This is a genomic window from Atopobium sp. oral taxon 810 str. F0209, from assembly GCF_000466405.1.
In the GTDB taxonomy this organism is placed as follows: domain Bacteria; phylum Actinomycetota; class Coriobacteriia; order Coriobacteriales; family Atopobiaceae; genus Olegusella.
In genome coordinates, this window is sequence record NZ_KE952940.1 from 1 (window position 1) to 14,560 (window position 14,560).

13 protein-coding genes are annotated in these 14,560 nt (G+C 49.1%); 5 read left to right on the forward strand and 8 right to left on the reverse strand.

Going from position 1 to position 14,560, the window contains the following annotated elements; all coding sequences use genetic code 11:
• The first annotated feature begins 277 nt into the window (after positions 1-277).
• The 4 genes from yihA to trmB all read left to right on the forward strand — a co-directional run bounded on the left by yihA (position 278) and on the right by trmB (position 5,117).
• Positions 278-874, forward strand: a complete 597-nt coding sequence (gene yihA / locus HMPREF9069_RS02630) for a ribosome biogenesis GTP-binding protein YihA/YsxC (RefSeq protein WP_021625573.1) — start codon at positions 278-280, stop codon at positions 872-874.
• Between the two features lie 2 nt (positions 875-876).
• Positions 877-2,451, forward strand: a complete 1,575-nt coding sequence (locus tag HMPREF9069_RS02635; protein WP_021625574.1) for an FAD-dependent oxidoreductase — start codon at positions 877-879, stop codon at positions 2,449-2,451.
• A gap of 150 nt (positions 2,452-2,601) precedes the next feature.
• Positions 2,602-4,263: a putative manganese-dependent inorganic diphosphatase gene (locus HMPREF9069_RS02640; protein WP_021625575.1), complete on the forward strand. Its 1,662-nt coding sequence runs from the start codon at positions 2,602-2,604 to the stop codon at positions 4,261-4,263.
• Between the two features lie 14 nt (positions 4,264-4,277).
• Positions 4,278-5,117, forward strand: a complete 840-nt coding sequence (gene trmB / locus HMPREF9069_RS02645) for a tRNA (guanosine(46)-N7)-methyltransferase TrmB (RefSeq protein WP_021625576.1) — start codon at positions 4,278-4,280, stop codon at positions 5,115-5,117.
• Between the two features lie 14 nt (positions 5,118-5,131).
• On the opposite strand, the gene folP is transcribed toward trmB, so the two are convergent.
• Both folP and HMPREF9069_RS02655 read right to left on the reverse strand, forming a co-directional pair.
• Positions 5,132-5,995 carry a dihydropteroate synthase gene (gene folP, locus HMPREF9069_RS02650; protein ID WP_021625577.1) on the reverse strand — a complete coding sequence of 288 codons (864 nt, stop codon included), beginning with the start codon at positions 5,993-5,995 and terminating at the stop codon, positions 5,132-5,134.
• Between the two features lie 84 nt (positions 5,996-6,079).
• The gene (locus HMPREF9069_RS02655) at positions 6,080-6,805 is read right to left on the reverse strand and encodes a hypothetical protein (RefSeq protein ID WP_021625578.1); all 726 of its coding nucleotides are present in this window, start codon (positions 6,803-6,805) and stop codon (positions 6,080-6,082) included.
• A 310-nt stretch (positions 6,806-7,115) separates the two neighbouring features.
• Here HMPREF9069_RS02655 and HMPREF9069_RS02660 point away from each other — a divergent pair, with 310 nt between their 5' ends.
• A complete protein-coding gene (locus HMPREF9069_RS02660; RefSeq protein WP_286127397.1) occupies positions 7,116-9,758 on the forward strand; it encodes a DEAD/DEAH box helicase in 2,643 nt (880 codons plus the stop codon).
• A gap of 17 nt (positions 9,759-9,775) precedes the next feature.
• Here HMPREF9069_RS02660 and HMPREF9069_RS02665 read toward each other — a convergent pair whose 3' ends face one another.
• The 6 genes from HMPREF9069_RS02665 to HMPREF9069_RS02685 are packed head-to-tail and all read right to left on the reverse strand — an operon-like array spanning position 9,776 to position 14,489.
• Positions 9,776-10,966, reverse strand: coding sequence for a purine-nucleoside phosphorylase (locus HMPREF9069_RS02665; protein ID WP_021625580.1), 1,191 nt, complete (start codon positions 10,964-10,966; stop codon positions 9,776-9,778).
• Positions 10,967-10,979: 13 nt separating this feature from the next.
• On the reverse strand, positions 10,980-11,843 hold the full coding sequence (locus HMPREF9069_RS02670) for a hypothetical protein (RefSeq protein WP_021625581.1): 864 nt from the start codon (positions 11,841-11,843) through the stop codon (positions 10,980-10,982).
• Positions 11,844-11,984, reverse strand: coding sequence for a hypothetical protein (locus tag HMPREF9069_RS09520; RefSeq protein WP_021625582.1), 141 nt, complete (start codon positions 11,982-11,984; stop codon positions 11,844-11,846).
• The gene (locus HMPREF9069_RS02675; RefSeq protein ID WP_035438251.1) at positions 11,977-12,576 is read right to left on the reverse strand and encodes a hypothetical protein; all 600 of its coding nucleotides are present in this window, start codon (positions 12,574-12,576) and stop codon (positions 11,977-11,979) included. The genes HMPREF9069_RS09520 and HMPREF9069_RS02675 overlap by 8 nt, the downstream gene beginning before the upstream one ends.
• A gap of 35 nt (positions 12,577-12,611) precedes the next feature.
• A complete protein-coding gene (locus HMPREF9069_RS02680; protein ID WP_035438260.1) occupies positions 12,612-13,391 on the reverse strand; it encodes an NYN domain-containing protein in 780 nt (259 codons plus the stop codon).
• A 39-nt stretch (positions 13,392-13,430) separates the two neighbouring features.
• A complete protein-coding gene (locus HMPREF9069_RS02685; protein ID WP_021625585.1) occupies positions 13,431-14,489 on the reverse strand; it encodes an NAD(P)-dependent oxidoreductase in 1,059 nt (352 codons plus the stop codon).
• Positions 14,490-14,560 lie beyond the last annotated feature (71 nt).

Here is a 14,560-nt window from a genome sequence, read left to right on the forward strand (position 1 = left end):
TGCTTGACAAGCCATAGCTGGTCTCCCTTTTACCCACATCGGGTTCAAGAAGCGCCCTTGCGGAAATTTTTACCAGCGGTTTTGTGGCGTATAAGGTACGGTTTTGAACCGTCTGCATAAAAGGAGATGCAACGGGTTCAAGAAACACCTGCAGCAAAAAAGCTTGCTTCAGGCGTAGGGACCTTTCAGCAATCTACTATTCAACGGGCACTTTTTACTGCACAGCAAAGAGTAAAAGATTCTGGCACAATGAGAGGACTCGGCTGGAGGAGTGTGCATGTCTATTAATTATCAACAGGTTCACTTTGCGGCTGCCTATGGCACTGCTGCGCAATTACCCGAATCTACTCGCCCAGAAGTCTCTTTTGCAGGACGCTCCAATGTGGGCAAGTCATCACTCATGAATCGACTTTTTAATCGTCGCGGCTTGGTCAAGGTTTCGTCCAAACCAGGAAAGACAACCACCATCAACTTCTTTCCCACTGATATGGTCGATTTTGTCGATTTACCTGGTTATGGCTTTGCAAAAGTCAGCGCGAGTGAACGCCAGCGCTGGAGCGAGCTAATGAATGGGTATTTTGAACAGCCTCGCCAGCATGCTTTGGTAGTATGTCTTATCGATATCCGTCACGATGCAAGTCCTCTTGACGTTCAAATGGTTAACTACCTTGCCGACCATCAGCTTCCCATGGCAATTGTTTTGACCAAAGCAGACAAGCTGAGCAAACAAAAACAGGTCAAGCAAACACGCACGCTTTGTGCCCAGCTCAAAGCCCCTGGGGATACTCCTGTATTGATTTGCTCGTCAGAGACAGGACAGGGCATTGAGGACCTACGTACTCTTATCAGCGATTTTGTATCCGCTTCGGCATAACCATGCGTGATTGTGATGTCTTGGTCATAGGCTCAGGTATTGCAGGCACTACCGCTGCCCTTGCTGCCGCTAAAACTGGCGCACGTGTCATACTAGCAAGCACGGCTAGCATCTTTTCTGGCTCAAGCTTTTTTGGTGGCACGTGGGGTCTTGGGCTCATCAGCCCCCAAGACATATCAGATGAAGCAGAACTCGCACAGACAATACAAGCTGTTGGACGTGGAATGGCAGTACCTACCCTGATCACGCAGTTTGTCAAAGGCATCAAACCCGCGATTCAACAGCTTGAATCGCGCGGTGTTCACCTACGTCATGCCAAAGCTGCCGAGCAGCAAGAATTCATTCCCTGCTTTGACCACAAGCAACGCAGTTGGTATGGCCTTGGTCGCAGCGCATATCGTAAAGCAATTGCAGATGCCCTTGAAATGCAACAGGTGGTGCAGCTCCCCTACCATGAACTAATCGACCTGCTGGAAGATGACCATGGCATTTGCGGAGCTCTGCTTTATGACTCAACCCATAGTGAATTGAGACAGATCAAAGCGGGTGCAGTCGTACTTGCAACAGGCGGTTTTGGTGGACTTTTTGGTCGTACTTTAACTATGCCTGATGTACTGGGCACTGCTCAGGCTATTGCTCTAAAACATGGAGCCGCACTTATCAACGCAGAATTCATCCAGATTATGCCAGGGCTTTTGAGTCCCAAAAAGGGAATCGTTTTTAATGAGAAAAGCTTCCGTTTTGCTTGTCTAGAGGGATTTGAGAAGCAAAACTTACCTGATCTTATGACAGCTCGCGCAGGCCATGGACCCTTCTCAGCAAGCCTGCCTGACCATCTTGTTGATCTTGCTATCGCTGGCCAGGCCGGTGGAGCAAAACTAAGTTATACGGTACCTGATGTACTTCCCGAATTTATGCAGACCTATGCAGACTGGTTTTACAACAGCTTTAACTGCAGTCCCTTTGAAAACGTACGCATTGCCCCCTATGCTCATGCCGCAAACGGAGGCATTTATATTGACAACTCAGCTTCCTGTGACGTACCTGGACTTTTTGCCTGCGGAGAAGCAACGGGTGGTATGCATGGAGCAGACCGAATAGGAGGTCTTTCCAGCGCCAACTGCCTCGTCTTTGGCGAAATTGCGGGTCAGGCTGCAGCAGCATACGCACAAAACCATACGACAAAAATGCAAAACATAGCTTTGCCCACAAAGGCCACCAGCATTACAGATTGCCAACACGCACTCAAACAAATTCGCAGCATTATGGATACAAACTGCTTGCTGGGGCGAGAGAGTAGAACGCTTACCTACGCTCAGCAGCAATTATCTCATATCCAAAGTCAGCTATCTCAACACTCCACACCATGCTCAGATCCTCGAAGCATCGCTTTTACAACGCGCGCTACACACGCTTGTCTCAGCGCACGAGCTCTTGTTGCAGCAATGCTTGCGCGTCCTGAAAGCCGCGGATCGCATTTCCGACATGACTTCCCCACGGCAAATTCCGCCTGTGCTCAACCTCATACTCTCACCCTTCACAACGAAGAATTTGACATCGCACCGGTTATTTTTTAGGACTTTTTGTTTGTTGCTCGTCGCATACCTATGGATTCCCACCGTAAGTCCTATCTGAGGGTAGGAATGACCATGAAACGCTGTACCATTCCTGCACAACAAGATAAAGTACGTGCATCACTTTGCGCGTCAACTTCGCAGGAGGCATGTATGCCCGAAAACATTCGTAAGGTCAACGTAATCGGCCACCTTCACCCAGATACGGACAGCATCTGCTCTGCCATTTCTTACGCTTATCTCAAAAATCACACGGGCGAGCATATCTATGAGCCTCGTCGCGCAGGCACCATCAACCGTGAGACTGCTTTTGTTCTTAATCATTTTGGATTCAAGGAGCCAGAACTCATCACCACAGTCACTCCCCAGATTAAAGATATTCAAATTCAAAAATCTGAGGGCATCGATGCAGATATGAGTCTGTTTAGCGCTTGGAACAAGATGCGCGATACCAAAGTTGATACGCTCTGCATTACCGACGAAAACAACGACTTACAAGGCATCATTGCGATCAAAGATATCGCTAATGCCAATATGGATATCTTTGATAACAGTGTTCTTTCTGCGGCACACACCAAGTATCGCAATGTTGTTGAAACCCTCAAGGGTGAAATGGTACTCGGTGATCCCGAAGCCCGTATTGAACGTGGCGCCGTAACTGTAGGCACCACCCCCGAGCTGATGGAAAACTCCGTCCACGAGGGTGATATTGTTTTGGTCACCAATCGTTTTGAGACCCAGCTATTTGCTGTTGAATCCAATGTCAGCTGCATGGTAGTGTGCGCTGGCGCACGTATTTCTGGCGTAGTAAAAAAATCTGCCGAGGAAAAAGGTATCGCTGTCATTACCACACCATATGACACCTTTGCTGCTTCTCGTCTTATCACGATGTCGTTGCCTGTACGCGACCGTATGCTCACCGACGGTATCCTGCGTTTCTCAGTAGATACCTCTGTAGATGAAGCACGCAAGGTTATCGCCCAGTCTCGCCACCGTTTCTTCCCCGTGTTGGATGAAAACGGCCATTATGCTGGCGTTGTCTCGGTACCCAATCTGCTGTCAGTCAACCGCAAGCATGTCATTTTGGTCGATCATAACGAGCGCGCTCAGGCTGTCGATGGTCTTGAAGAAGCCATCATTATGGAAATCATCGACCACCACCGCATTGGCACTATCGAGACCTCTCAGCCTGCCTACTTCCGCAATGAACCCGTGGGCTGCACCTGCACTATTCTCTATAGCATCTACCAAGAACTAGGTGTCGAGATTCCCAAGAATATCGCTGGATTGATGATGTCAGCAATTCTATCTGACACCTTAATGTTCCGCTCCCCCACCTGCACCCAGCGTGACCGTGTTGCGGGCAAGGCATTAGCTGCTATCTGTGGTGAAGATATAGAGCCTTACGCAGATGCTATGTTTGATGCAGGCGCCGACGTCAGTGGTCGTACTGCCGAGGAGGTCTTTAACTCAGACTTCAAGATCTTTAGTCGTGGTCAAGCAAAGTTTGGCGTGGGCCAAGGCTCGTACATGACTGCCAATAGTCGCAAGGCTGCTGAGGCTCTTGTGGGTCCCTACCTTAAAGAAGCCGCTGCTGCCAACGACATCCCCATGGTCTTCTACATGTTTACCGATGTAAAAAGCCAAACTACCGAATTGCTGTACTACGGTGTTGGCGCCGATGATATTGCTCGTCGCGCCTTTGGTGTCGAGCCCGTTGATGGAATCTTTACTCTGCCTGGCATAGTGAGCCGCAAAAAGCAGATGATTCCACCTATCATGGCAGCTTTCCAGAATCTTGAGGAAGCCGACTAAGCAAGGACGTACACATGCATGCGCTTCACCTACGTCTCCCCAAGGGTTTTGTCCTTGAGGAACGACTCGCCCGCTATGCGGACGCAATCGAAACTTCTCCTTCCCAGCTTGCAGGCCTGTGGGCAACAGCCTGCAAGCCTCTTGATGGAAGTTCGAGCTCTGCTTTTCGCGAAGTTCATTTAGATTTAGGTTGTGGCAAAGGCGCTTTTCTTGTCGAAGCTGCTCGCCGCAACCCTGATGTACTCTTTCTTGGCATCGACAATGAACCTGTATGCATCGCCTATGCTGCTCAGGCAGTTTGTGAAGCAGAGCTTAAAAACGCCGTGCTCATCCCTGGTACTGCTGAGCGCCTAGAAGATTTTTTTGCACCAGCTGAACTGGACCGTATCTATATCAACTTTCCAACTCCCCACCCCAAACGACGTCATGCCAAACTACGTCTCACACATGTAGCTCAACTCGCTGCGCTGAGGCGCTTTCTTGCACCAGAAGCCAAAATAGTCTTTAAGACAGATAGCACACCGCTTTGGCTTTACTCACGTCCACAGTTTGAAATGGCTGGTTATGACATTTGCTGGGTGAGCAATGATGTACGTCGAGACCATCCAGGAGATCCCGAAACTGGATATGAACAAAGACTCACTGCTCAAGGGGCTCAGGTTCATGGGATTTGTGCTGTAGCCAACCCCAAATATATTCCTAGTACAGACGAGCTAGCGCTGGCCGAGAAAGCTGTCTCGCAGAGCTTGGTAGATTATCTTCCCGATGACCTCAATACCATGGATTACATACCCCACGGTATGAAGGCCACCGTCATCAATCTACGCAATCTCAAAGCCAAACAGCAACGCTAAAAGACGCCTTGCTTTTAGGAGGCCTCCTGTATTGCACGAAGCATCCGAAATGCCTGCGCCGTAGCTGCCACGTCATGTACACGCGCTACTGCTGCTCCATGTGCCGCAGCATAACAAGCGCCAGTAACCGACCCAAAGACTCGCTCGTCCGCCTTGGCAACGCCAGTAATCTCGCCCACAAAACGTTTGCGCGAGATTGCCACCATCAAAGGCCAACCTAATTCTGAGAGCTGACGGGTTGCACGAAGCAAAGATAAATTATGATCCGTTGTCTTGCCAAAACCGGGACCAGGATCAATGCAAATACGCTCGTGAGCAATACCTGCCTCTTCAAGCATCTGGGCCTGCCCACAGAGATAACGTGAAATATCCTTTACGACATCTTCGTATTGGGGAGCCAACTGCATGCCCTTTGGCTCGCCCAACATATGCATCACTACAAGACCTGCACCACAGCCCCTTGCAACCTCTACCATATTGGAATCGCGAAAACCTGATACGTCATTGATGATAGACGCCCCAGCTTCCACACAGGCACGTGCGACCTCGGCGTGACGCGTATCAACCGACACCACAATATTTCGTACTACAAGCTCTTGTACCACAGGCAGTACGCGTGAAAGCTCCTCTGAAGGCGCCACCTCATCCGATCCAGGACGCGTCGACTCTCCACCTACATCAATGATGTCTGCACCCTGCTCAATCATGAGCTGCGCTGCTTCAACCGCCTGCATCACTGATGTAAAACGTCCGCCATCGGAAAAAGAGTCAGGAGTGACATTGAGGATGCCCATGACAAGAGGATGTGAGAGCTCAAGTTGATACTGCCCACACTGCCAGTATTTAGGTTTTTCTGGATGCAATCCTTCTCTGGTCATGAATTACCCCCTTGGTGTCACAGTCATATTGCAGTATGAGGATACTAGCTTGTAAGCTGCAACACCAAGTCTCAACTCAGGCGGCTATGGCAAGCCAGTTGAACAAGCAGCTTCAGACTCAGGATAGGCCACCACCTCTACAGTCCCCCGATAACGACCCCGAGCGCCAATCAAATCGCGCGCGCATGACAGATAGCTCTGCGCGCAGTTTTTCTTTGCATCAGGACCTTCAAAGCGACATTGACTCATCTCAGTTACGCAAACATGCTCATCTTTGCGTAGACCTCGATCATGAAGAGGTATACCACCCACCATGCGCCACTCACCATCAATATGTGCAATCCTCAAACCTAATAGTCCGTCTTCCCAGTTTTCATTACGTGCCACCAATCCATTGTGCAGATGAAAAAGCTGTTTGCTTTTGCTATCCGCTAACAGTGCAGTCCCATGTTCCTCATCCTGTGCAATTACCCAAAACTGGGAGAAAAACTGCGAATGTTCTACTTGCTTCAGTTGATCAGCTGCCAGACATCGCCCGGCGCCATTGCATGCATCCATATAGTGATAAAGCGGATTATGTCCATCAGGCGCTACATAGTCAAAAACAAGCCATTCGGTAAACATCATCTGCACTAGCTGGATATCACTCTCACATGGCATCATCAAATGCATGGCATAAGGATCGACCTCTCGCACAAAACGCTCCTGTGCCTCATGAAAACTCTCAGGATGACAGCGCTCCCAAAAATACCCAACTTCACCTACATCGTAGGCATCTTCAAAGACATATCCCTCATCTACTACAAGCATTTTCTCTCCTAACACTTGCCTGCCATACAAGCCAGCCTAGAAGCATATGAGCAGTTTAGAGCCCAAAATTTGAATTTGCCTTGTCTTAAACTGACGGTCAGCTGACCTTAAACTACAGGGGCTTGACCAGCAGCTTTCTTTGTTACTCTTTCAAAAAGACCGTGCGCCCAACAACAGCTGCCAAGTTTTATCCAAGCGTTCCTTTGTGCTTTGCATAAGTCGCACCATCGCTACGCTAGGATAGAAAGAGCACAAACAGCACTATCACCAAGCAGCGCTTTTATTTATATAGGCATTTACAGGGAGTTTTATGGTACACAGCGCAACAGAGCCTTTTTCTCAGAACAATTCAGGCAGCAACACAGACTCTCATGCAATGGATACCTCCTCTGAAACCTCGAATACATGGATAAATGATGGTGAGAGCCAGCTGCCAGCTTCGGGGCAGCTCCCCCTCTACGACGAGGATATGGCGCCCGAAGATGCTCTTGACGAGTTTTTGAACTGGGTAGAGTCACGTGATATTGAGCTTTGGCCCCACCAAGAAGAAGCTCTGCTTGGTCTTGCTGCAGACAATCATGTGATTTTGGGCACCCCTACAGGTTCAGGAAAATCCTTAGTAGCCCTTGGCATGCTGTACCTTGCACTCTGCGCTGGCAAGGTAGCCTACTACACCGCCCCTATAAAGGCGCTCGTTAACGAGAAATTTTTTAGCCTAGTTGATCTGCTTGGTCGCGACAATGTCGGCATGATAACGGGTGACACCCATATCAATTCTGATGCACCAGTTATTTGTTGTACCCAAGAAATTGTTGCCAATCTAGCCCTCCGCGAGGGTGAGCAGAGCGATGTTGCGGCTGTAGCAATGGATGAGTTCCACTACTATGCTGACCCTGACCGAGGTTGGGCATGGCAGGTACCTCTACTCACTCTACCTCACACTCAGTTTTTGCTCATGAGTGCCACCTTGGGCGACGTCAGCCAGATTGCTTCCTCACTTGAAGAGCATACAAATAGAAGTGTTGACTTGGTACTTGACGCACAGCGTCCTGTTCCTTTGCACTATCGTTATGCCCTCACACCTCTAGAAGCAACTGTCGAACTCGCTATCAAAAATAACGAAACACCACTCTACATTGTCCATAGCTCCCAAGATGCAGCTCTTAAAACAGCGCAAGCGCTCTCAAGCTTTGGTGTCTCGGACAAAACTCAGCGTGAAGCGGTCAAGCGCGCTTCCAAAGATACTCGCTTTACCACAGCATTTGGCAAAACACTCAAGCGCCTACTCTCTTCAGGAGTTGGCGTACATCATGCAGGAATGCTCCCGCGATATCGCTTGCTCGTAGAAAAGCTTGCCCAGAGGGGCCTTTTACCTGTCATTTGCGGTACCGATACGCTCGGTGTAGGAATCAACGTACCCATTCACACTGTTGTAATGACTTCGCTTACCAAGTTTGATGGCAATCGTATGCGCCGCCTTAAAAGCCGTGAGTTTCACCAAATTGCTGGTCGTGCAGGTCGATCGGGTTTTGATACCGAGGGCCTCGTCATTGCAGAGGCACCCGAGCACGAAATCGAAAACGCCAAAGCGCTTGCAAAGGCAGGTGACGATCCCAAAGCACGCCGTCGCGTCAAAAAGAAGCGTCCACCTGAGGGCTTTGTAGCTTGGAACGAACAAACTCTTAACCAGCTTGTAGAGTCTATTCCCGAAACGCTTACACCACGCCTACACATCACACACTCCATGGTACTTGCTGAAGTTATGCAGGGTGGAGATGCCATGGCGCGCATGCGCAAACTCATCGCTGATTCCGCTCAGACAGACGAGCAAAAACAACGTCTCAATAATCGTGTTGATGAAGTTATGACAACGCTCATTGATGCTGAGGTGGTATTGTGCGCCAAGCAACCCGATGGTAGTACCAACTATTCCACAATGGTGGAACTACCTGATGATTTTGCTCTTGACCAGCCACTCTCACCTTTTTTGCTTGCGGCACTTGAGTTGCTTGACCCAGAAAGTGAAAGTTATACCTATGACCTCATTTCCATGGTTGAATCTACACTCGAAAATCCTTGGCAGATTCTGCGTGTACAGGAGCGACGCGCCCGTGACGAAGCAATGGCAGCTATGCGTGCGGAGGGTATTGAATATGACGAACGCATAGAGCGCATAGCCGAGGTGAGCTACCCCAAACCCCTCGCCGATCTACTTTACCACGCTTTTGATATCTACTGCAAAGAAGTTCCTTGGGCCCGTGACTTTGAATTACATCCTAAGTCCGTACTCCGCGACATGCTCGAAACAGCAAACGACTTTAGAAGCTATGTCTCAGGCTTTGGCATGAGCAGATCTGAAGGTACGCTATTGCGTTACCTCTCCGAAGCATATCGCGCACTTTCACGCACGGTACCCCCCGATAAGCTCAACGACCAGCTGAAAGAAATCATCGACTGGCTGGGCTTTACCGTACGTACCGTAGACTCTAGCCTGGTTGACGAGTGGGAATCTTCTGGCATAAACAGTGAAGAACGACTCCCACCTGTGGCAAAAGACGTTGTTATCCGTGACCGTCGCGCTATTACGCTACTTGTCCGCAATGCACTCTGGCAGCGTGTACGCCTGCTCGCCGCACGCGATATTCAAGCATTAGGCGCCATTGATATCGATTGGGGCTGGGGAGAACGTCGTTGGCGTGAATGCTCCGATGCCTTCTTTGAGCAGCACGGCTATATCAAACTAGACGGTGATGCGCGCTCCACACAATTCTTCTCCATCGATAAACAAGATGAGAAGAGCAAACATCGCTGGCAAGTTACTCAAATCATTAGCGATTCAGATGATGATCGTGATTTCCAAATCAAAGCCGATGTTTTGCTTGATGTGACACAAGAAAACGGCGAAGTAGTCTTTGACAACTACCGCGCCGGATTCTATGAAGATCTTGATTGATGGAACTATTACTTGATCTAGAGCATTCTTAAAACGCCACGCACGAGACGCTCAAAGTTAGCTGCATATTTGCCCGCCTGCAAAAGCACACTTTCGTGTGTTGAAGTGCCATCCCCTGCAGCGTTTGCCGCCAAGGTAAGACCCAAAACATTCATCTCCAGAGCGCGAGCCATAATAACCTCACAGGCTGTTGACATACCCACATAAGACACGCCTAACGTGCGCAGCGCAGCCACTTCAGCCTTGGTCTCAAAACAGGGACCGAGCACACCAGCAAAAACACCTTCCTCAACGGCAATACCTGCATCATCAGCGACGCCACGAGCAAGGGTACGCAGATAAGGACTATAGGCATCAGTCATATCCACAAAAGGTGTATCGATATTACGAATCTCATCCCATTCAGCCAAAGGACTACGTGCCGTCAGATTAATCTGATCGGACAGGATGCCTAAGCCCACATGGTCCTTGCCTTCAACTGCACCAGTTGCACAAGCAAAAATAATATCTCGTGCACCCAAATGATGAGCATGACGGACCAATGAGGTAACCTCAGCGGCAGAATACCCCTGATACAGGTGGATACGACCGGGATATACAATGACTGGCACTCCATCAATTGTGCCAATAGTTGCTTCGAAACTATGACCCTCAATAGGTCGCGCATCCACAGGGAAACCTTCAATATCGTGATAATCAATGCGACGCACAGGCTTAACCAGCTCTGCAATATGACCCAAGCCAGTCCCAAGAATAATAGCTACGGGGTGCTCAACAGACGGTTTGCAACTCTCAACAACCTCTTCACTTACCACACACATCCCCTCCTCCTGGAGCAGTCGAGCAAAGATACCCGTACCCTCCTGTAATACTCCTGAATATGTACCATCGTAAACGTACGAGACACCGCATGTGGGGCTTTTCTCTTTAAGAACCGCGAGCGGTGCTCCAAAGTGCTTTGCTTGCTCTAAACAGAGATTAGCACCACGGTAAAAAGCCTCTGTCACCTCGCGCCCGTCTTTGAAAAATACCTTGCCATCTTGAATTTCTGCGGGTGGTCGGGGTACGGGAAGACCTGCCTCACACTCGGGGCAAACCCCTAGTGCTTCAACTTTTTCACATAGTTTTGAGACAGCAAAGCAGGGCTTTGCTCCACCGTCATAACGGCAGGCAAAACCCTGCAAACATTTGCTCACTATGACACGCATAGTGTTTACTTCCTTAGCTGGCGAGCGTGCTCAAAGAAAGCGTTGCTTTAGCAAAAAGACTATTGAAGAACTTCTGATAAGTCTGGGTAATCTCTTGGCTCTTGGTTGAATACTCAGTCATTGCAGTCTTGTAGGCAATGGTTGCAACCTCATAGGTAGCAGTTTTGCCATCAAAATCATAGTTGGCGAGAGCCGCGGCATAACTACCCGCCTCATCCTTCCAGCTATTCTTCTTGGAATCCCATTGATCACCCGCGAGCTTAATGACGTACTTGGCATAATCTTCGGTAGCCTTGTCTTTGTTGTCATCAGAAGGCTTAGTAGGAGCGCTAGGTGCCGTAGGAGCAGTCAAACCTGTTGCCTTTTCGCGCAGCTTGGTAGTCATAGCCTGCTCACGAATCAGCTTCTTGAGGACATCAACATCAACCTTATAGTTTTTGGCAAGCGTCTCGTAGTCGGCACTACCTAATTGCTGAGTAGTGTATTCATCGAGTTCTTTATCAGAAATCTTGATTCCTTGATTTTCTGCCTCTTGCAACACAATCTGAGTGCGTGCAGCAGCAAGTACTCCATCAGCAGAGGGCAATGTGTAGCTACCATCTTTTTGTTTTGCACTATCAAGGTTACCCGAAAGCTCCAATACATCTTTAACGGTAATGTTGGAGGTCTTTCCGTCATAGGTATACATCGCCATTACGGTATCAAGTTTGTCAGCGGCAATTGTAGTCTTGTCACCAAGGTTTTTAATTGATGCAACGCTTGTATTGCTGGTAAGCACAAACTTGCCAATCAATAAGCCCACAACAAGGCAGACCACAGCGATAAGTGGCCACATAATGCGCTTAAAACCAGAGAACATCTGAGAATTTCCTGCCATCTAAACCTCCTGCAAAACCAATGCTGTCATAGTGTAAATTTCGCGCTGACCGACAAGGTCTGCAATTTCATCTTTGCGGTAATAAGCAGCATTGCATCTCATATCGACAGCCTGCAAAACGAAAAAAATGATACTACTCACCGTTGGAATCTGCTGCATCGGACAAAGCTTTAAGGATATCTCCCGAAAAAGCCTTGATATAGCCATGTCCATGTTCAGCATCAAAACTCACACGCTCAATCAACGCAGCACGAGTCTCATCAGATAGAGAGCCTTGTGCAAAGAGCAACAAGCTTGCCAACATGTCGCGATACTCGGGGTCACCATGATAGCATTGCACAGCTTCATCCAACAGACGCCAGACTGCGTTGGACCTCTCAGGGGTAGTTGCACCAAAACATGAAAGGAATCTAAATGCAGACTCACGCACCGAAGAAGAACTCTCATCAAAAAGGGCAGCCTCAGCACCATCACAACCATCCGCTACCAAGTCAGCACGCTCGGCGGCGATGCAAGAAAGCGCATCGAGCACCTCCCAACGGGTCTGAGCTTCAGGACGATAGAGAGCCTCCACCAACTGAGGTACGATGTCATAAATGCGCTCGGGTGTATCATGTGCAACGGCGGCGAGCGCATGGGCCGCTTCTTGGCGTGCCCTACGGCGAACGCCGCCCAGCTCTTCCACACAGGAGGCAAGCATTTCATCGCTCAGAGTTGTTTGCTGTTCAGTCATAGTTCGCTTCCTCTCATATGCCTTTACGGCAGTCATTACTCTTTAAATCCATCTACGACAACAGTGCCGCTCTTTTCATCCTGATGTGTCTCAAGGAAACCAAGCTTGGATGCCTCGCGCAAAAGATTGGTAAAGGAATGATAACCGTAGGTACGCTCCGAAAACTGCGGGCGCTTGCGACGCATCGTTTGCTTGATAAGACTAGCGAGAGCAGGACTATCATTCTCACGCTGGAGTGCATCAATGGTCTCAAAAAGTAACTGATAGCACTCGTGTTTGTCCTTGGAAACCTTGCTACGAAAATCAGGGATGCCCGTATCACTGACAATGTCTTCGTAAAAGATAAATTCATCGCAGTTTTCGGAAAGCAGTGGACTCGTTGACTCCTTCATACCCACCGCTACAACTGTTTTGCCAAATTCCTTGAGCTTGGCTACCAGCGGAGAGAAGTCAGAGTCTCCCGATAAAATGGCAAACGTATTGATGTGATCCTTGGTAAGACACATCTCTACTGCATCAACAGACAAGCGAATATCTGCCGAATTCTTACCCGTATAGGCACGGTCAGGAATCTCAATTAGCTCAATACCCAGCTCATGCAAGGGTGTAATTGCATCGTCAAAACGCTGCCAATCACAGTAGGCACGCTTAGAAACAATGCGGCCTTTCTCAACCAAACGCTCGAGAATTTTTTTAACATCGGGACGAGGCCCCGGCTCTTGGTGGCCATTACGCTTGCGTTTACCTGTACCTAATGCCAAATTTTCATAGTCAATGAGCACCGCCATGGAGCGTTGTGCTTCATTCTCACTCATAAACAAATCCATTCTATCTGCTACTTGCTTGCAGCAGCCTTAGTCCTCGTGGTGATGATCACAGTTGCAGTCGTGGTCGTGACTATGCTTGTGGCAATGTTCATGGTCATGATGACCATGGTCGTGACCACAATCACACCCCTCATCTTCATCCTGCTCTGCTTCCAAAATAGACCAGTCAAGACCAGCTGCTTCGCCCGTTTCTTGGTCGGCATATAGTAGAGTCAAAGCTTGGGTCCCCATACGAGAGCCACCCACCTGACAAAGTAGGTCATAGAGGGTAAATGCTGTCTCCGTACCAGGAAGCGTGATACCCAAATCCTGCGCAGATGCCAAAGCAAGGTTCAGGTCTTTGTGCAGATGTTCTGCTAAAAAGCCTGGCTTGTAGTTGCCCGCAAGTGACTTGGGAGCCAAGCGAGTCATCGCAACTGATCCACCCATGCCATCAGAAATCATCTGTAGAGTCTGCTGAACATCAAGATCTGCCTGCTCGGCCAAAGCCATAGCGTCGGCATAACCCACCATGCAAGAAACAAGCGATACTTGATTGGCAAGTTTTGCAAGTTGGCCCTTACCTGCAGCACCAAAGTAGTACTGCTTGGCAGAAAAAGTCTGAAGAAGAGGAAGTACAGGAGCTGCCGTGGGCTCGTCAGCACCGATGATAAGTGTTAACGTACCCGCTTCAGCACCTTCTTGTCCACCAGTTACGGGGCAATCGAAGGCATGCCTACCCGAAACTTCAGCCGCGTCATGAATATCGCGCGCAAGCTCGGGCGAGCTGGTTGTAAGGTCAATGAGATAGGCGCCCTTCTTGGAACTTGCAAGGATGCCTGCCGTTGCCAGATACACATCCTCAACATCAGTGGGATAGCCCAACATAGTAAAGACCACATCAGCATTCTGAGCAGCATTGGCAATGGAGCTTGCCTCATGAGCACCCGCTGCTACCAGAGTTGCCATCTTGTCCTTACTGCGATTAAACACGGTAAGGTCATAGCCCGCATTTAGAATATGTTTTGCAATGGGCGCACCCATGATGCCCGTACCAATAAAGGCAACCCGAGATTTAGCGTGTATTTGAGCATGCTGATCGTGCATCTATTCCTCCATTGAATACTGCGCTGTATAGACAAAAATTTTCTGTCCACAAGACATGAATCCCCGTTAGG

What these genes read in the sequence shown, in the direction of transcription:
- yihA (WP_021625573.1), top strand. Translation starts at nt 278, where the DNA reads ATGTCTATTAATTATCAACAGGTTCACTTTGCGGCTGCCTATGGCACT.
- HMPREF9069_RS02635 (WP_021625574.1), top strand. Translation starts at nt 877, where the DNA reads ATGCGTGATTGTGATGTCTTGGTCATAGGCTCAGGTATTGCAGGCACT.
- HMPREF9069_RS02640 (WP_021625575.1), top strand. Translation starts at nt 2,602, where the DNA reads ATGCCCGAAAACATTCGTAAGGTCAACGTAATCGGCCACCTTCACCCA.
- trmB (WP_021625576.1), top strand. Translation starts at nt 4,278, where the DNA reads ATGCATGCGCTTCACCTACGTCTCCCCAAGGGTTTTGTCCTTGAGGAA.
- folP (WP_021625577.1), bottom strand. Translation starts at nt 5,995, where the DNA reads ATGACCAGAGAAGGATTGCATCCAGAAAAACCTAAATACTGGCAGTGT.
- HMPREF9069_RS02655 (WP_021625578.1), bottom strand. Translation starts at nt 6,805, where the DNA reads ATGCTTGTAGTAGATGAGGGATATGTCTTTGAAGATGCCTACGATGTA.
- HMPREF9069_RS02660 (WP_286127397.1), top strand. Translation starts at nt 7,116, where the DNA reads ATGGTACACAGCGCAACAGAGCCTTTTTCTCAGAACAATTCAGGCAGC.
- HMPREF9069_RS02665 (WP_021625580.1), bottom strand. Translation starts at nt 10,966, where the DNA reads ATGCGTGTCATAGTGAGCAAATGTTTGCAGGGTTTTGCCTGCCGTTAT.
- HMPREF9069_RS02670 (WP_021625581.1), bottom strand. Translation starts at nt 11,843, where the DNA reads ATGGCAGGAAATTCTCAGATGTTCTCTGGTTTTAAGCGCATTATGTGG.
- HMPREF9069_RS02675 (WP_035438251.1), bottom strand. Translation starts at nt 12,576, where the DNA reads ATGACTGAACAGCAAACAACTCTGAGCGATGAAATGCTTGCCTCCTGT.
- HMPREF9069_RS02680 (WP_035438260.1), bottom strand. Translation starts at nt 13,391, where the DNA reads ATGAGTGAGAATGAAGCACAACGCTCCATGGCGGTGCTCATTGACTAT.
- HMPREF9069_RS02685 (WP_021625585.1), bottom strand. Translation starts at nt 14,489, where the DNA reads ATGCACGATCAGCATGCTCAAATACACGCTAAATCTCGGGTTGCCTTT.